The sequence below is a fragment of the Streptomyces sp. PA03-3a genome, assembly GCF_033792735.1.
Taxonomy (GTDB): domain Bacteria; phylum Actinomycetota; class Actinomycetes; order Streptomycetales; family Streptomycetaceae; genus Actinacidiphila.
Map to the genome: position 1 here is coordinate 45,683 of NZ_JARAVM010000011.1, position 16,433 is coordinate 62,115.

Consider the following 16,433-nt stretch of genomic DNA (forward strand, 5'->3'; position numbering starts at 1 on the left):
GGTCGTGCTGATGGAATCGATCGCCGGACGGTGAGGGGAGAGGGCGACATGCTGGAGACGGTGGGTCTCACGGCCGCCGAGGCCGAGGTGTACCGGCTGCTGCTCGACGCCGAGTCGGCCTCGGCCGAGGAGGTCTCCGGACGTACCGGCCTCGGACCCCCGGCGGTCGGCGCCCTGCTGCTCGCCCTGGAGGCCAAGGGGCTGGCGTACGCGGTGGAGGAGAGCCCCGGCGCGTACGCGGTGATCCCTCCGGAGGTGGCCCTCGTACCGCGGTTGCAGCGCCACGCGGAGGCCCTGGAGCAGGACCGGGCGGTGGTGCTCGGGCTGGTGGAGACCTACCGGCGCAGCGCGCGCTCCTGGGGGGCCGGGGAGGCGATCGAGGTCATCAGCGGCGCCGCCGCGCTGCGTCAGCGTCTGCGGCAGCTCCAGGACGGTGTCCGCCACGAGATGCTGTGGTTCTGCAAGGCCCACCACGTGGCGATGCCCGCGGGCAGCAACCGGGAGGAGTACGACGCGCTGGGGCGGGGCGTGCTGTACCGGGTCCTGTACGAGCAGGCCTACTTCGACGACCCCGGCGCGGTGGACCACGTCGTCAAGGGGGTGCGCGCCGGCGAGGTCGCCCGGGCGGTGCCCCGGCTGCCCCTGCGGATGGCGGTGGCCGACCGGTCGCTGGCCGTCCTTCCGCTGTCCTCCGCCGGCACACCGGCCGGTCCCCGGCAGCTCAAGACGGCGCTGGTGCGGGAGAGCAGCCTGCTGGAGGCGCTCATCGACCTGTTCCAGCACTACTGGGAGGTCGCCGCCCCGCTGCGGGTGACCGAGGAGGGGCAGATCGGGGGCGCGGGCCCGGCGGATCCCGCGGCGCCGGTCGCGGAGGACCGGCACCTGCTGTCCCTGATGGTCGCCGGGATGACCGACGAGGCGATAGCCGGGCAGCTCCGCGTGAGCAAGCGCACCGTCCAGCGGCGCGTCCAGGGGCTGATGAACCTCGCGGGCGTCGCCACCCGCATGCAGCTGGGCTGGCACGCGGCGCGCCGCAACTGGCTCTGAGCGGACGGCGGTACGGGGCCCGCCGGACGGATCCGGCGAGCCCCGCCATGCCGTGCGCGCCGTGCGGCGGCTACTTGAGCAGGTAGGCCTTGATCACGGTCTCCCGGAAGGAGTTGCCCGCCGCGTCCTCGACGTGGGTGCGCAGGCCGACCGAACCGCCCGAGGAGCGGCGCGGATGGTCCACGGTCACGGTGCGCTTCACCCCGGAGCCCTTGACCTCGGCCGGGTGCCAGGTCCTGCCCTCGTCGTAGGAGACCTCGGTGGTGAAGGTGCGGACGGGCGACTCGGCGGCGCCTACCGGACGCTGGACCAGGACCGGGATGTCGAAGCGGTGTCCTGTCTCGGCCCGGTTCCACTCGTCCAGCCCGGGCGACATGCGCCCCTTGCGCCACGGCGCCTGAGCCGCCGGGAACCCGTACGGCGGTCGGGTCCGCGGACCCCGGACCCGGCCGTCCGGGCCCGTCCGGCCGCGCACGCGGTGTCGCGATGTGGCGTGTTCGGCAGGACACTTGGGGGCGGGCGGCTACCGAGGGGGCCAGTGGTGACGAAGCAGACGCCGCAACGGCGTACGCAACTGAGCACGTCCGACCGCGCCGAGGTGTTACGGCTGCTGGAACGCGCCGTCGCCGGTGAGCCGCGGGGCGGCCGCTCCGGCGAGACGGAGGAGGCGCTGCGGCAGGCACGGGCGGCGGTCGACGAGTTGGCGGCCGAGGCGGCCGACGAATACGCCGCGTACACCGCCGCGCTGGCGGCGGAACGCGCGGGCCGCCGGTCGTCGCTGGTCACCCCGGCGCTGGTGACCGCGGTCGCCGCCGTCGCGGCGTGCGTGGCGGACCTCGGCTGGGGCACCCCGACGTCCACGGCGCTGGGCGTGGGCGGCGTGGTGGCGCTCGCCGGGGCGGCCGTGACGGCCGCGCTGGCGACGGGCGGGGGCGGCTCGCGGCCGCAGGACCTGCGGCAGGCCTGGCTGGAGGCCGTGGAACAGCGCGGCGTACGGCCGTTCCTGGAACGCCGGCGCGCCGCACCGGCCCCCGCGAAGGTGCCGGCGCAGCGCCGCACCGACCGCAGCGCCGCCGCGCGGGGGCGCAGCGTCCTGGAGCAGTCCTTCGCCCAGTTGCCCGCCATCGAGGGGCCGTTCGCCGGACGCCGGGACCCGCTGCGGCAGATCGCCCAGTGGGTGCACCAGGCGCGGGTCTCCCCCGCCTCGGAGCCCGTCGTGGTCGTCCTGCACGGCCAGGCCGGTTCGGGGCGCACCACGCTCGCGGTGCGTGCCGCGCAGCAGCTCAGGGACCAGTTCCGCGGCGCCTGCGTCGTCGACCTGCGCGGCGCCGCGCCCGGGGAGCGCCCGCTGCCCGTGCGGGACGCGCTGCTGCACCTGCTCAACCGGCTCGGCGCACCCCGTGAACAGCTCCTGTTCCGTGAGCGCACCTCCCAGGAGCAGCATCTGCGGCGCCTGGCCGACCAGTACCAGAAGCACCTCACCGACGTACCCGTCGTGATCGTCCTCGACGACGCCGCCGGGCCCGAGCAGGTCCGCGCCCTGGTCCCGGAACGCTCCGACAGCCTGGTCCTCGTCACGTCCGCCGAACCGCTCGACCTCGACGTACCGGCGGCCCGCGTCTACGCGCTGCCGGTCGACCCGCTCGGCGCGGAGGCCTCGCGGGAACTGCTGGCCGGGCTCGCGCCCGGAGCCGTCACCGCGGACGGCGCCGGTCCCGCCGACGCGGTACGGCGGCTGTGCGGCGGCCTGCCGCTCGCGCTGCGCATCGCGGGCAGTTCGCTGCCCGACCGGGGCGCGGAGCGCCTGGCGGCCGACCTGGCGGCGTACGGGCCGGTCGGCCCGGTCGACCGGGCGCTGGCACTGCGCTACCACGACCAGCCCGAGCCGGCCCGCCGGCTGCTGCGGCGGCTGGCGCTCGCCGGGCGCACCAGCCTCGGCGCGGCGGCCGCCGCGGCCCTGCTGGGGGCGGAGGAGCAGGAGGCGGCCCGGCGGCTGGGCGAACTGGCCTCGGCCGGTCTGATCGAGCACGTGCGCGGCAGCCGCTACCGGCTGCACGACCTCGTACGGCGCTTCGCGCACGCGCGCCTGCTCGACGAGGAGGAACCGGCCGAGCGGGCGGCCGCCCAGGAGCGGCTGATCCGCAGCTACGCCGAACTGGCGGACGCGGTCATCCGGCTGGTCGACGGCCGGACCTCGACCCGCGCCGACCGCTTCGGCCCGCAGGGCTTCCCCTCGCTGGACCAGGCGCTGCGCTGGCTGGACGAGGAGTCGAGCTTCATCACCGCGGCGCTGCGGCACTCCGACGGCGTCGACCAGCGCGTGGTGCAGCACCTGCTCGGCGCGCTGTGCGACTACTGCCTGCTCCGCGGCGACCTGTACCGGCTGGGCGAGATCGGCGAGCTGGCCCAGGCGCACCAGCGGGAGGCGGACCAGTCGGTGCTGGTGCGCTCGGTGCAGTGGCGCACCGGCATCGCCGCGCGGCAGCTCGGCGAGCTGGACAAGGCCCGCTCCACGCTGTCGTCGGTGGTCGATCTGTACTTCGAGGCGCAGCACCCGGCGGGCGCGGCCCGTGCCCTGTGCAGCCTGGGCATCACCCTGCACCAGCAGGGCGGCCTGCGGGAGGCGGAGGCCAAACTGCGGGAGGCGCTGGAGCTGCAGGCCGGCGACGAGCTGCGGGCCGACCGGGCCTGGACGCAGCACGCGCTGGCGGCGGTACTGCGCGACGCCGGCCGGCTGGCGGAGGCGCACGCGCTGCTGACCGAGTCGCTGACGCTGCACCGGGAGGGCGAGAGCGTGCACGGCGAGGCCTGGGCGCACCTGCAACTGGGCCAGCTGCTGCTGCGGCTCGGCGACGCCGAGCGCGGCGAGCGTGAGCTGCGCACCGCGGGCGAGTGCTACGCCGCGACCCGCGACCCGCGCGGCGAGGCCTGGACCGCCACCCAGCTCGGCCGCGCCCGCCTGCTGCGCGGGGACGCCGGCGCCGCCCAGCACCTGCTGCGCGAGGCCCTGGCCCGCCACCGGGCGAACGAGGACGCCCGCGGCGAGGCGTGGTCGCTGTACTACCTCGGCCAGGCTCTGGAGGAGGGCGGCGAGCTGGACGCGGCCCTGCGGGCCCTGGAGCGCTCCCGGACCATGTTCAGCCGGATGCGGGACGTCTACGGGCTGGCCTGCGCCCGCCACCACTCGGCGCGCGTCACCCGCGACCAGCGGGCGGCGCTCACCGGCAACCTGCGCAACAGCGGCTTCGCCCGCCAGCTCCTGCAGGACGCCCGCGCCGACTTCCACCGCGCCGGGGTGCCGCACGGTGAGGGCTGGTCCTGTGTGGAGCTCGCCGTCATCGACGCCGGCAACGGCCGGGTCCCGGCGGCCCTGGAACTCGTCCGGGAGGCGGAGCGGCTCTTCGCCGGCATCGACGACCGGCGCGGCCTGGCGTGGGCGCGGTTCCTGCAGTGCACGCTGCTGCCGCTGCTCTCGCGCGAGGGCGCCGCCGAGGCCCGAGAGCGGCTCGCCCGGCTGGCGGACGACGTGTACGTGGGGCGCGACCTCGACCTGCAGGAGTACGCGGAGGCCTACGCCCTGCTGCTGGAGCGGGGTGTGGAGCCGGGCACGCCGTGGGAGGCCTGGCGGCTGGGCATGGCGCCGTCGCGGGGCGCCCGCATGGTGATGGCCGTACCGGTGGACCGGGCGGTGGAGGGCTGAGGGCCCGGCCCAGCGTGTCACCGGCCGTGCGGCGTCCCGCGGGCGACAATCGCGACGGGGACCGACCGCGAGAGGACGAACCATGGACCGGCTGCCCGCTGAGCTCCAGCCCATCCGCGACCGGGAGCTTGCGCTGCCGCGCGAGGCCAGCGTCTACCACGAGAGCCCGGTGCGGCACACGATCACCTTCGCGTGGGAGGCACCGGACGGCGCCGACGACGGCCTCGCCGTGATCGTCTCCAGCGGCATGCTCCCCGTCCCCGCCGTCGGCGGGCACGTCGCCGTGCACGGCCACGACGTGCGGGTGGTCGCGGTGCGGACCTCGTACACCCGCTCGGACGACGAGGGCGTCCCGCTGCTCTTCACACGGGTGACGGTCGCCGCGCCGCGGTGAGCGTGCCGCCGCACCCCCTCCCGGGCGGGAAGGGGGTGCGGCGGCGTGCCTCAGCCCTTGCGGCTGCCCGGGCCCTCGGAGCCGGAGGCGGCGGAGGCGGCCTCGGCCCGCTCCGAGTGCGGCTCCGACTGCTCCGTCCGCTGCGGCTGCTCCTCGAAGTCGATCTTCTTGAACTGCTTGTTCATGTTCTTCATCAGCCACCACAGGGAGAAGCCGATGAGGGCGAAGATGACGAAGCCGAGGAGACCGGGCGTCACCTTGTTCTCGTCCAGGTCCTTGGCGGCCAGGGGGACGAGCTGGGCTGCGGCAGAGCCGAATGTCGCGTTCACGCGCTCAATTCTCCCGGATGCCCGCGAAGAGGTCGTCCTCGGGGAGGGAGGTGTCCACCCGGGACTGGGCGAGCTCGTAGTCCTCGGTGGGCCAGACCTCCTTCTGGAGCTCCATCGGGACGTGGAACCAGGAGCCGTCGGGGTCGATCTGGGTGGCGTGCGCGAGCAGCGCCTTGTCCCGGATCTCGAAGAAGTCCGCGCACGGCACATGCGTGGTGATGTTGCGCTCCGGGCGGTCGGCGGTCTGCCAGCGCTCCAGCCACTCGCCGTACGGGGACTCCAGCCCGCGGGCGAGCAGCGCCTCGTGCAGGGCGACGGTCCGCTGCCGGTTGAAGCCCTGGTTGTAGTAGAGCTTCAGCGGAGTCCACGGCTCGCCGGCCTCGGGGTAGCGCTCCGGGTCGCCCGCGGCGTCGAAGGCGACCACCGAGATCTTGTAGGTCATGATGTGGTCGGGGTGCGGGTAGCCGCCGTTCTCGTCGTACGTGGTGATCACGTGCGGGCGGAACTCGCGGATGAGCTTCACCAGGGTGCCCGCGGCCTCGTCCACGTCCTGGAGGGCGAAGCAGCCCTCGGGCAGCGGGGGCAGCGGGTCGCCCTCGGGGAGCCCGGAGTCGACGTAGCCGAGCCAGGCCTGCCGGACGCCGAGAATCTGGCGCGCCTCGTCCATCTCCTTGGCGCGGACCTCGTGGATGTGCTCCTCGATGTACGTGTCGCCCTGCAGTTTGGGGTTGAGCACGGAACCGCGCTCGCCACCGGTGCAGGTGGCGACCAGGACGTCGACGCCCTCGGAGACGTACTTGGCCATGGTGGCCGCGCCCTTGCTGGACTCGTCGTCGGGGTGTGCGTGCACGGCCATCAGTCGCAGCTGCTCGGTCAAGGTCGGTCCTCAGTCATGGGTCGTAAGTAGCGGCTTCTATAGTGACCGAAGCGAGGGGCTGTTTGATTCCAAGGCGGGATTCCGCGGGCCCCGGGAGGACTGGATGATGAGCGCGGGGCCTGACGGACTGCCCGAGGGACGCTACGGGCGGGGTGCCGACGCCGACGCGCGCGCGGACCGCAGGCTGCGGCTGGTCGGCTCGGTGCTCGGTGTCGTCCTGCTGCTGTTCGTCGGCTGGATCGGCTGGGACAAGCTCACCGGCAGCGAGGTCAGCGCCGAGGTGATCAAGTTCAAGGTCGTGACCGACCAGGAGGTCCAGGCCCACATCGAGGTGCGCAAGGACGCCGGGGTCACGGCGGTGTGCACCCTGCGTTCGCTCGCCGAGGACCACGGCGAGGTCGGCCGTAAGGACGTTCGCCTCAATCAGCACACCAGTCGCATCGACACCGTCGTCACCATTCGCACCACGAGTCGCGGCACTTCCGCGGAACTGGTCGGCTGCCAACCCGCCGACTGATCCGACCTGCCCGGCCATTCGCCCCGTGACCTGGGTCTATGGCCTCCTGATGCTTTCCCTCTCGCCCTTTGTCGGGGGGAATTGTTACGCTCGTGGTTTCGCCCTCCCGCGAAGACGCATCTTTCTGGGTAGGGCGTTCATTTGTAAGCAAGCGAGTTCGAGTACCGACGAGGAGCACCTGTGACCCAGACCAGCGAGAACGTCACCTGGCTGACCCAGGAGGCGTACGACCAGCTCAAGGCCGAGCTGGAGCATCTGTCGGGTCCCGCACGCGCCGAGATCGTCGCCAAGATCGAGGAAGCCCGCCAGGAAGGCGATCTCAAGGAGAACGCCGGCTACCACGCGGCACGCGAGGACCAGGGCAAGCTGGAGCTCCGGATCCGCCAGCTGACGCAGCTCCTGCAGCACGCCAAGGTGGGCGAGGCCCCGGCGGACAACGGCGTGGTGGCGCCCGGCATGGTCGTGACGATCGCCTTCGACGGCGACCCGGACGACACCCTGAAGTTCCTGCTCGGCTCGCGCGAGTACGTCTCCTCCGAGCTGGAGACCTACTCCCCGCAGTCCCCGCTCGGCGCGGGTGTGAACGGCAAGAAGATCGGCGAGGACGCTTCGTACGAGCTGCCGAACGGCAGGAAGGCCTCGGTGAAGATCCTCGACGCCAAGCCGCACAGCGGCTGACGCCGCCCCCGGAACGCGGACGAGCCCCCGGCCTCACGGCCGGGGGCTCGTTGCGTGCCGCGGGCGTGCGCCCGCGGGCCGGGGATCAGGCGGTCGCCGAGCGGTACTTGCGCACCGCCAGGGTCCGGAAGACCAGGATGATCACGATCGACCACAGCACCGAGGCGAGTACCGGGTGCTGCATCGGCCAGACGTCCGGCGTCCGGTAGCCGGGCGGGAGGTTGCCGAACAGCTCCCGGCAGGCCAGCACGGTGGCGCTGAACGGGTTCCACTCGGCGATGTGCCGCAGCCAGGGGGTCATCTGGTTGGAGTCCACGAAGGCGTTCGAGATGAACGTCAGCGGGAACAGCCAGATCAGACCGCCCGAGGTGGCCGCCTCCGGGGTGCGGACGGACAGGCCGATCAGGGCGCCGATCCAGGAGAAGGCGTAGCCGAGCAGGAGCAGCAGGCCGAACGCCGCGATCGCCTTGGGCAGGCCCTCGTGGACGCGCCAGCCGACGAGTACGGCGACGATCGCGAGCACCACGACCGTGAGGGCCGTCTGCACCAGGTCCGCCAGCGTGCGGCCGGTGAGCACCGCGCCGCGGGCCATGGGCAGCGACCGGAAGCGGTCGATGAGGCCCTTGTGCATGTCGTCCGCGATGCCCGCGCCGGCGCCCGCGGTGGCGAAGGTCACGGTCTGGGCGAAGATGCCCGCCATCAGGAACTCGCGGTAGAGCGCGGGGCTGGTGGAGCCTCCGACGTTCATGGAGCCGCCGAAGACGTAGCTGAACAGCACCACGAACATGATCGGCTGCACGAGCCCGAAGATCACGACCTCGGGGATGCGCAGCATGCGGATCAGATTGCGCCGGGCGACCACAAGCGAGTCGCGTACGGACTGCACGATCGCGTTGGAGGTGCGCGGCGCGCTGGTGGAGACCGCGTCGGTCACCGTGGTCACTGGGACTCCTCTTCCTTCTCCTCGGCGGCGTGGCCGGTGAGGGACATGAACACGTCGTCGAGCGTGGGCCGGCGCAGACCGATGTCGTCGATCTCGATGCCGCGGGTGTCGAGCTCGCGGATGACCTCGGCGAGCAGCTTGGCGCCGCCCGAGACGGGGACGGTGATCCGCCGGGTGTGGTTGTCGACGGTGGTCTCGCCCTTGCCGAAGCCGTCCAGCACCTCGGTGGCGGTCACCAGGTGGTCGCGGTCGTGGACGACGACCTCGACGCGCTCGCCGCCCGTCCGGGCCTTCAGCTCGTCCGAGGTGCCGCGGGCGATGACCTTGCCGTGGTCGATCACGCAGATGTCGTGGGCGAGGTGGTCGGCCTCCTCCAGGTACTGCGTGGTGAGCAGCAGCGTGGTGCCGCCGGCGACCAGGTCCTGGATGACCTCCCACAGCGCGAGGCGGTTGCGGGGGTCGAGGCCGGTGGTCGGCTCGTCCATGAACATCACCGGCGGCCTGACGACCAGCGCGGCGGCCAGGTCGAGCCGGCGCCGCATGCCGCCGGAGTAGGTCTTGGCCGTGCGGTCGGCGGCCTCGGCGAGGTTGAAGCGCTCGAGCAGCTCCGCCGCACGGGCCTTCGCGTCCCGGGCGCTCATCTGGTACAGCTGGCCGACCATCTGCAGGTTCTCTCGGCCGGTCAGGTACTCGTCGACCGCCGCGAACTGGCCGGACAGGCCGATCTGCCGGCGCACCTCGTTGGGGTGCTTCAGCACGTCTATGCCGGCCACGACCGCCTTGCCGCTGTCGGGCTGCAGCAGGGTGGTCAGGACGCGCACGGCGGTCGTCTTCCCGGCCCCGTTGGGGCCGAGGAGGCCCAGGACGGTCCCCTCAGGGACGTCGAGGTCCACTCCGTCCAGTGCCCGTACGTCGCCGAAGGTCTTCACCAGACCTTCGGCATGGATGGCGCCTGGCATGCGATGTCTCCGATTCGGGGCTGGGGTGCATGGGGACAATGGGGTGCGGCACACGGCCATGCGGCAGCGCACCACGATGTGTCGCGAGCATCCCAGACGCGATATATCGCGTCAAGCGGATTTATTCGCGCTCCGCCCTCACGCGCCGTCCCGCGTCCACGACACCCGACTCCACCATGCCGCACACCACTGACAATCCGGCCCGAACAGCCTCAGAGCAGCACGTACCCTGCCGTCCGCAACGCCTCCGCCACGGCCGCCCGGTGCTCGGGACCGCGGGTCTCCAGGTGCAGCTCCACCTCGGCCTCGGTCAGCCCCAACCGAGGATCGGTGCGGACGTGTGCGATGTCCAGCACGTTTGCGTCACTCGCGGAAAGGATCTCCAGCAGTGCCGCCAGGGCCCCCGGCCGGTCCGTGAGCCGCAGCCGGAAGGACATGTAGCGCCCGGCGGCCGCCATGCCGTGCCGCAGGGTGCGCTCCATCAGCAGCGGGTCGATGTTGCCGCCGGACAGCACGGCCACCACCGGCCCCTCGAAGGACTCCGGCCGCGACAGCAGCGCCGCCACCGGGCTCGCCCCGGCCGGCTCGACCACCAGCTTCGCCCGCTCCAGGCAGAGCAGCAGCGCGGCGGACAGCTCGTCCTCGGTGACCGTGCGCACCTCGTCCACCAGATCCCGGACGATGGAGAACGGCACATCCCCCGGGCGGCCCACCTTGATCCCGTCCGCCATGGTCGCCACCGAGTCCAGCGCCACCGGCCGCCCCGCCGCCAGCGACGGCGGGTACGCGGCCGCGCCTGCCGCCTGCACGCCGACGACCCGCACCTCCGGACGCACCGACTCCACCGCCACCGCCACACCGGCCGCGAGGCCGCCGCCGCCCATCCCCACGACGATCGTGCGCACCTCCGGGCACTGGTCCAGGATCTCCAGACCCACCGTGCCCTGCCCCGCGACGATGTCCGGGTGGTCGAAGGGGTGGATGAAGACCGCGCCCGTCTCGTCCGCGTACTCCTGGGCGGCGCGCAGCGTCTCGTCGAAGACGTGCCCGTGCAACCGCACCTCCGCCCCGTAGTCGCGGGTCGCCGCGACCTTCGGCAGCGGGGCGCCGGACGGCATGAAGACGGTGGAGCGCACCCCGAGCAGCGACGCGGCCAGCGCGACGCCCTGCGCGTGGTTTCCGGCGCTCGCCGCGACCACGCCCGCCGCGCGCTCCTCCTGCCGCAGACCGGCGATCCGCACATAGGCGCCGCGCACCTTGAACGAGCCCGTGCGCTGCAGGTTCTCGCACTTCAGGTGCACCGGCACGGCCACCAGACGGGACAACTGCCGGCTGCCCTCCATCGGCGTCACACGGGCCACGCCGGACAGCATCTTGTGCGCGCCGCGCACATCGTCGATGGTGACCGGGCACGGCCGCGTGCCAATCGTCGCGCGGGTCGTGCGACGGGCCTGACTTGCGGGGCTTTCCATGGTCCCCAGTCTTGCAGCAGCGGCCGGCACCCGGACCGGCAGAGGAGTTTTCCGCGGCGGGGTCCTGGGATGACGCTCTCCGCGTACTCTTCTCCCAACCTTCGCAGGACCGACAGAACGCGAGCTTCCGGCCATGCCCATTCCCCCCTCGGAGATCACGACCGACCTCCTGGAGCGCCTGCAGCACGAGGTGGCGCTCTTCGCCCGCCGCGCGGAACAGACGCGCCTCGGTGGCGTCGGCAAGGCCCGCAACTCCATGGACCGGGCCGCGTACCTGCTGCTCCACCGCTTGGACAACGAGGGCCCGATGGGCGTCAAGGCGCTCGCGGAGGGCATGGGCATCGACTCGTCCACCGTCACGCGGCAGGTCGCCCCGCTCGTCGACAGCGGCCTCGTCAAGCGCACCTCCCACCCCGAGGACGGGCGGGCGGTCGTGCTCGCGCTCTCCCCGCGCGGGCGTTCGCGCCTGGAGGAGGTCCGCAGCTCGCGGCAGCGGCTCATGGAGGTCGTGACCGAGGACTGGACGCCCCAGGAGCGCGAGTCCTTCACCGACCTCCTCGGCCGGTTCAACTCCGCGCTGGCGCAGTACCACTCGTCCGTCACGCAGGGAGACGAGCAGAACTCTTGACCTGAGGTGGCCGTCTGCCGTCCCATGGCGCTGTGGGAGAGCGCCGGGAGGCAGCGGAGCGCCTGCGCGAAGCCGAGTTCGAGGCCTTCGCGGCGGGCGCGGCAGGGCGGTTGCTGCACGTCGCCGTCCTGCTCACGGGGGACCGGACCGAGGGGACCGAGCTGCTCTGCGCCGCCCTGTCGCGCACCTACGCCGACTGGTTCCGGATGCGCGGCGAGGACCCGTACGCCTTCACCCGCGCCGAGATCGTCCGCCGCTTCGCCCACCGGCCCTGGTGGCGGCGCCCCCGCGGCGGGGTGCTCGGGGTGCTCAACGCGCGCGAGCGGCTGGTGATCGTGCTGCGGCTGTACGAGGGCATCGCCGAGGAACAGGCCGCCGCGCAGCTCGGCATGCCCTCGGAACGCGTACGGACGATCACCCTGCGGGCCACCGCGGCCCTGCGCAGCCGGCGCCCCCGCGGCGGGGCGGCGCCCCGCTTCCGGGAGGCCGCGTCATGAGCCCGTACGACCGCAAGGAGGACGAGGTCCGCCGACTGCTCGACGGGCCGCACCCCGGAGTCCCCGTGGACCTCGCCCCGCGCGCCGCGGAACGCGGCCGCCGCGTCCTGGCCCGGCGCCGCGTGCTGCACGCCGTGCTGTGGGGGCTGCTCGTCGTGGGGGCCGTCGTCGCGCTCGTCCTCGCGGCGCTGTGGTGGCCGGCGGCGGAACCGCTCGACACGACCCCCTCCGGGTGGTGACCGGGGTCGGTTGTTGCGGCGCGTTGTTGTGTGCGGGTTGTTTTGCGCCTGCGGCGGGCTGTCGCCCACCCGCCCTCCCTCCCCCAGCCTTCGGCCGGGGGGACCCCCAACTCCCCCGCCCCCTCCGTCTCCGTGGGCGACTGACGGCCGGAGGGGGGTCAGAAGGCGGGCCGGGGTTGCCGCACACAAGTAGCCCGCAGCGTCCAGAACATCCACCCTGCCCCAGCCTTCGGCCGGGGGTGCCCCCACTTCCCCCGCCCCCTCCGAATCCGTGGGCGACTGACGGCCGGAGGGTGATCAGGGGGCGTCCGGGGTCGCCGGACGCGCCTTACCGAACGCCCACGGCCGTCAGGCCCTCCATGGCGGCATTCCCCCAGCGGGAGCCGGGGGTGGTGGCTGAGGCCCGCGTCGGCTTCGCGCGATGGTCATGGGGTGGATCGGAAGGGAGGTCTTTCGGGGTGCTCGGGCCGATGCCGGTGGTAGCGCGTGCGGGCGCTGATGCTCTGCTGAGCGGCCGCGTGCGGGTTCCTGCCCTCCCTGGCGGCCTCATTCGGTGCGGTCGGTGTGGTCCCAAGACTGAACCTGGTTGCGGGTCGCCCGCCCGCCGGAAGCCAGGGTGCGTCCCACCACTGGCAATCGTCGCGATCTGCCGCCTGGCGACCTTCGGAGTCCTGCGAGCGCCGGTGGACGAGGTGCGCCAGCCGTCCCGCCGGAGGTGCCCCCGGCCACGGCTGCGTGCACCCCCGCTCTGCGGCCGGGGGACCCCCCGCTCGGGGCAGTCTCCTGCGGTGCGGGGAGGGGTGGTCCCCCTTCACCCTCCGGCCGTTGGTCGCCGAACGATACGGAGGGGGCGGGGGAGTTGGGGCCACCCCCGGCCGAAGGCTGGGGGAGGGTGGGCGTTCTGGACGCTGACGTGTATGTGTTGTGCGGCACAGACGGCACCAACACGTACCGCCCGCCATGCACATAAATATGCGGTACAGAATGCCCAGCCCCGGAGGCCCCGACCCCGGCCCACCACGCACGCGCGAGGCCCGCACCAACCGCGCCGGATGGGGGTCCCCCCGGCCGAAGGCTGGGGGAGGGCGGGAGGGCGGGGGACAGCCCGCCGCAGGCGCAACGCACCCGCACACGACAACCGGGCCGCGAGGGGCACCCCCCGAGCACGGTGCGGCGCAGTGCAGCGCTACGCGCCCAGCGCCTGGCGGAGGTCCTCCAACAGATCGTCGACGGACTCGATACCCACGGACAGCCGCACCAGATCCGCCGGCACCTCCAGCGCGGAGCCCGCGACCGACGCGTGCGTCATGCGGCCCGGGTGCTCGATGAGGGACTCGACGCCGCCCAGGGACTCGCCCAGCGTGAAGAGCCGCGCCCGGTTGCAGACCTCGACGGCCGCCTCCTCGCCGCCCGCGACGCGGAAGGACACCATGCCGCCGAACCGCTTCATCTGCTTGGCCGCGATGTCGTGCCCGGCGTGCTCGGGCAGCCCCGGGTAGTAGACCTGGGTGACCTTCGGGTGCAGCGAGAGCAGCTCCGCGACCCGGGCCGCGTTGTCGCTGTGCCGGTCCATGCGGACGGCGAGCGTCTTGATGCCCCGCATCACCAGCCACGCGTCGAAGGGGCCGGCGACGGCGCCCATCGCGTTCTGGTGGTAGGCCAGTTCCTCGCCGAGCCCCGCTTCGGCCGCGACCAGCGCGCCGCCGACGACGTCCGAGTGCCCGCCCATGTACTTGGTGGTGGAGTGCACGACGACATCCGCGCCGAGCGCCAGCGGCTGCTGCAGGTAGGGGCTGGCGAAGGTGTTGTCGACGACGAGCCGCGCGTCCGCGCCGCGCGCGATGTCCGCGAGGGCTGCGATGTCGGTGATCCCGAGCAGCGGGTTGCTGGGCGTCTCGACCCAGATCATCCGGGTCTCGGGGCGCAGCGCGGCCCGGACGGCCGCCGGGTCGGAGGTGTCGGCGACCGACCACCGCACACCCCAGCGCTCGACGACCTTGGCGAACAGGCGGAAGGTGCCGCCGTAGGCGTCGTTGGGGATGACCACGTGGTCGCCGGGCTTCAGTACCGTGCGCAGCAGGCAGTCCTCGGCGGCCAGGCCGGACGCGAACGCCAGGCCGCGGCGGCCGCCCTCGAGCGCCGCGAGGTTCTCCTCCAGCGCGGTGCGGGTCGGGTTGGCGGAACGGCTGTACTCGTAGCCGCCGCGCAGGCCGCCGACCCCGTCCTGCTTGTACGTGGAGACCTGGTAGATCGGCGTGACGACGGCCCCGGTCCGGTCGTCGGCCGGCTGACCCGCGTGGATCGCGAGGGTCTCGAAATTCTGGTGCTGCTGCTCGCTCATACCGCCGAGCGTAGTGCGCGCCGCGGGCCGGGACGCGCCTGCCGGGCCCGCGTACGCTTGTGCATCATGGAATTCCTGTGGGTGCTGTACGGCGTTCTGCTGATCTCCGCGATCGTGCTGGTGCCCCGCATGCTGCGCGGTCGCGGCGCGCGGGCCGTCGCCGCGGTCGATCCCGCCCGGTACGGCTTCGTGCCCCGGGAGGAGATCGACATCCGGCTGCCGGGACCGGACGACGAGCTGACGCAGGCGCTGACCGTGACGCAGCGCACCCAGGACTGGCGCGCGGTCGCCGCGCTCCTCAAGGGCACCCCGGCCGAGGGCGAGCTGCGCTGGCAGCGGGTGCAGACCCTGGCGGGCGCCGCGGCGGTCGAGCTGGCCCAGTCCCCCGGCACGGGCGGAGCGTGGCTGCGCACCTGGCGGGTCGAGGACGCCAAGGACGCCGGCGGGGCGGCCGTCCACGCGGCGTTCCTGGTGCAGCGGGCCCGGCGCGAGCCGGCCGGCTCCCCGGACGTGCGGATGATCCTGGAGGAGGCCCGCACGGTCGCCGACGAGGCCGCGCTGCTGGCGCCGGGCGACCCCGTGCCGTACATCGTCGCGCTCGCCGCCGACGGGGACTTCGCCGCCGCCTGGGAGAAGATCGTCTCCCGTGCCCCGCACCACATGGGCGCCCACCTGACGGCCCTGGCCCGGCTCCCCGAGGACGCCGCACGCGACTTCGCCGAGCGGGCCGCCTCCTCCGCGCCCGAGGGAAGCCTGCTGCCGGCGCTGCCGCTCTTCGAGGTCTTCGCGCACCTGCCGGACGTCATCCTGGTGCGCAGCCTCTTCGAGAGCGAGGTCGTCTCCCGCGCCATCGGCGGCGCCCTCTACGCCACCGAGCACGCCTCCCCCTCCGACTCGGTGCTGCCGGTGGTGCGGCACCTGCTGGCGGCGTTCCTGCTGCGCGCGGAGCGCTTCCCGGAGGCGGTCGAGCAGTTCCGCGCCGTCGACGGCTACGCGGGGGCGGCCCCGTGGGCCCACGACGCCGACCCCGCCGCTTCGTACGCCGCCCACCGGGCGCAGGCGCTCGCGGGGCTGGAGCGGGACTCCGTGCGGGGGCGCACCCGTTGACGCCGCGCCTGCCCTCCCGTGAGGAGGCGATACCGGGCCGGCCCGCACCCCTGTACACGGTGCCCGTCCGGCACACCGTGCTCGGCCGGCCGCTCACCGGCCCGTACCCGGCCGACCTGGAGGTCGCCGACTTCGCACTGGGCTGCTTCTGGGGCGCCGAGCGGGTCTTCTGGCGGACGCCGGGCGTGTGGACGACCCTGGTCGGCTACGAGGGCGGGTACACGGAGAATCCGACGTACGAGGAGGTCTGCAGCGGCCTGACCGGCCACGCGGAGGCCGTGCGCGTCGTCTTCGACCCGGCGCTGATCACGTACGCGGAACTGCTGCGGGTGTTCTGGGAGGCCCACGACCCCACCCAGGGTCACCGCCAGGGCAACGACATCGGCACGCAGTACCGCTCGGCGGTCTACACCCACTCCCCCGAGCAGCGCGCCACCGCCCTCGCCTCCCGCGAGGCCTACCAGTCCGCCCTGCGCGCCAGGGGCCACGGCACCATCACCACGGCGATCGTCCCCGCGGGCCCCTTCCACCCCGCCGAGGCGTACCACCAGCAGTACCTGGACAAGAACCCCGGCGGCTACTGCGGCATCGAGGGGACGGGCGTGACCTGCCCGGTCGGCATCGCGAAGGCCGGTGACTGAGGCCTTCCCGCGGGTCCCGGCCCGCGGCGGGAAATTCGATTGCCTCCGGCGGGCCGGTACCCGC

General features: G+C 73.5%; 17 protein-coding genes. 10 read left to right on the forward strand and 7 right to left on the reverse strand.

Going from position 1 to position 16,433, the window contains the following annotated elements:
- Positions 1 to 48 precede the first annotated feature (48 nt).
- Positions 49 to 1,047, forward strand: coding sequence for a helix-turn-helix domain-containing protein (locus tag PV342_RS15485; protein ID WP_400798856.1), 999 nt, complete (start codon positions 49 to 51; stop codon positions 1,045 to 1,047).
- 70 nt (positions 1,048 to 1,117) lie between these two features.
- On the opposite strand, the gene PV342_RS15490 is transcribed toward PV342_RS15485, so the two are convergent.
- Positions 1,118 to 1,423: a hypothetical protein gene (locus PV342_RS15490; RefSeq protein WP_500317494.1), complete on the reverse strand. Its 306-nt coding sequence runs from the start codon at positions 1,421 to 1,423 to the stop codon at positions 1,118 to 1,120.
- A gap of 162 nt (positions 1,424 to 1,585) precedes the next feature.
- Between PV342_RS15490 and PV342_RS15495 the strand changes: the two genes are divergently transcribed.
- Positions 1,586 to 4,747 carry a tetratricopeptide repeat protein gene (locus PV342_RS15495; RefSeq protein ID WP_400798861.1) on the forward strand — a complete coding sequence of 1,054 codons (3,162 nt, stop codon included), beginning with the start codon at positions 1,586 to 1,588 and terminating at the stop codon, positions 4,745 to 4,747.
- 82 nt (positions 4,748 to 4,829) lie between these two features.
- Positions 4,830 to 5,141 carry a hypothetical protein gene (locus PV342_RS15500; RefSeq protein ID WP_018561356.1) on the forward strand — a complete coding sequence of 104 codons (312 nt, stop codon included), beginning with the start codon at positions 4,830 to 4,832 and terminating at the stop codon, positions 5,139 to 5,141.
- A 50-nt stretch (positions 5,142 to 5,191) separates the two neighbouring features.
- Here PV342_RS15500 and PV342_RS15505 read toward each other — a convergent pair whose 3' ends face one another.
- Positions 5,192 to 5,470, reverse strand: coding sequence for a hypothetical protein (locus PV342_RS15505; RefSeq protein ID WP_400798864.1), 279 nt, complete (start codon positions 5,468 to 5,470; stop codon positions 5,192 to 5,194).
- Between the two features lie 4 nt (positions 5,471 to 5,474).
- The gene (mca, locus tag PV342_RS15510; protein WP_386994237.1) at positions 5,475 to 6,347 is read right to left on the reverse strand and encodes a mycothiol conjugate amidase Mca; all 873 of its coding nucleotides are present in this window, start codon (positions 6,345 to 6,347) and stop codon (positions 5,475 to 5,477) included.
- A gap of 106 nt (positions 6,348 to 6,453) precedes the next feature.
- Between mca and PV342_RS15515 the strand changes: the two genes are divergently transcribed.
- Positions 6,454 to 6,864: a DUF4307 domain-containing protein gene (locus PV342_RS15515; protein ID WP_391577503.1), complete on the forward strand. Its 411-nt coding sequence runs from the start codon at positions 6,454 to 6,456 to the stop codon at positions 6,862 to 6,864.
- Positions 6,865 to 7,044: 180 nt separating this feature from the next.
- Entirely contained in the window at positions 7,045 to 7,542 is a 498-nt protein-coding gene (gene greA, locus PV342_RS15520; RefSeq protein WP_018561352.1) for a transcription elongation factor GreA, read from the forward strand.
- An 85-nt stretch (positions 7,543 to 7,627) separates the two neighbouring features.
- Here greA and PV342_RS15525 read toward each other — a convergent pair whose 3' ends face one another.
- The 3 genes from PV342_RS15525 to ilvA all read right to left on the reverse strand — a co-directional run bounded on the left by PV342_RS15525 (position 7,628) and on the right by ilvA (position 10,817).
- Positions 7,628 to 8,485: an ABC transporter permease gene (locus PV342_RS15525; RefSeq protein ID WP_018561351.1), complete on the reverse strand. Its 858-nt coding sequence runs from the start codon at positions 8,483 to 8,485 to the stop codon at positions 7,628 to 7,630.
- Complete coding sequence (locus PV342_RS15530) at positions 8,482 to 9,444, reverse strand: ATP-binding cassette domain-containing protein (protein WP_360998523.1); 963 nt, start codon at positions 9,442 to 9,444, stop codon at positions 8,482 to 8,484. The genes PV342_RS15525 and PV342_RS15530 overlap by 4 nt, the downstream gene beginning before the upstream one ends.
- A gap of 212 nt (positions 9,445 to 9,656) precedes the next feature.
- Positions 9,657 to 10,817, reverse strand: a complete 1,161-nt coding sequence (ilvA, locus tag PV342_RS15535) for a threonine ammonia-lyase (RefSeq protein ID WP_500317606.1) — start codon at positions 10,815 to 10,817, stop codon at positions 9,657 to 9,659.
- Positions 10,818 to 11,049: 232 nt separating this feature from the next.
- On the opposite strand from ilvA, the gene PV342_RS15540 reads away from it, so the two are divergent.
- From PV342_RS15540 to PV342_RS15550, 3 genes are read left to right on the forward strand one after another with little or no spacing between them, the layout of a single operon-like run.
- Positions 11,050 to 11,544 carry a MarR family winged helix-turn-helix transcriptional regulator gene (locus PV342_RS15540; protein ID WP_018561348.1) on the forward strand — a complete coding sequence of 165 codons (495 nt, stop codon included), beginning with the start codon at positions 11,050 to 11,052 and terminating at the stop codon, positions 11,542 to 11,544.
- 32 nt (positions 11,545 to 11,576) lie between these two features.
- Positions 11,577 to 12,041 (forward strand): sigma factor-like helix-turn-helix DNA-binding protein, encoded by a 465-nt coding sequence (locus PV342_RS15545; RefSeq protein ID WP_386994238.1) that lies wholly within the window; start codon positions 11,577 to 11,579, stop codon positions 12,039 to 12,041.
- On the forward strand, positions 12,038 to 12,280 hold the full coding sequence (locus PV342_RS15550; protein ID WP_400798878.1) for a hypothetical protein: 243 nt from the start codon (positions 12,038 to 12,040) through the stop codon (positions 12,278 to 12,280). Before PV342_RS15545 ends, PV342_RS15550 begins: the two co-directional genes overlap by 4 nt.
- A 1,186-nt stretch (positions 12,281 to 13,466) precedes the next feature.
- Here the strand turns inward: PV342_RS15550 and PV342_RS15555 are convergent.
- A complete protein-coding gene (locus tag PV342_RS15555) occupies positions 13,467 to 14,621 on the reverse strand; it encodes a cystathionine gamma-synthase (RefSeq protein ID WP_329186021.1) in 1,155 nt (384 codons plus the stop codon).
- 66 nt (positions 14,622 to 14,687) lie between these two features.
- Here PV342_RS15555 and PV342_RS15560 point away from each other — a divergent pair, with 66 nt between their 5' ends.
- Together PV342_RS15560 and msrA are read left to right on the forward strand one after the other, a co-directional pair.
- Positions 14,688 to 15,728 (forward strand): hypothetical protein, encoded by a 1,041-nt coding sequence (locus PV342_RS15560; RefSeq protein ID WP_400798882.1) that lies wholly within the window; start codon positions 14,688 to 14,690, stop codon positions 15,726 to 15,728.
- Complete coding sequence (gene msrA / locus PV342_RS15565; protein WP_400798885.1) at positions 15,725 to 16,369, forward strand: peptide-methionine (S)-S-oxide reductase MsrA; 645 nt, start codon at positions 15,725 to 15,727, stop codon at positions 16,367 to 16,369. Before PV342_RS15560 ends, msrA begins: the two co-directional genes overlap by 4 nt.
- Positions 16,370 to 16,433: the final 64 nt, after the last annotated feature.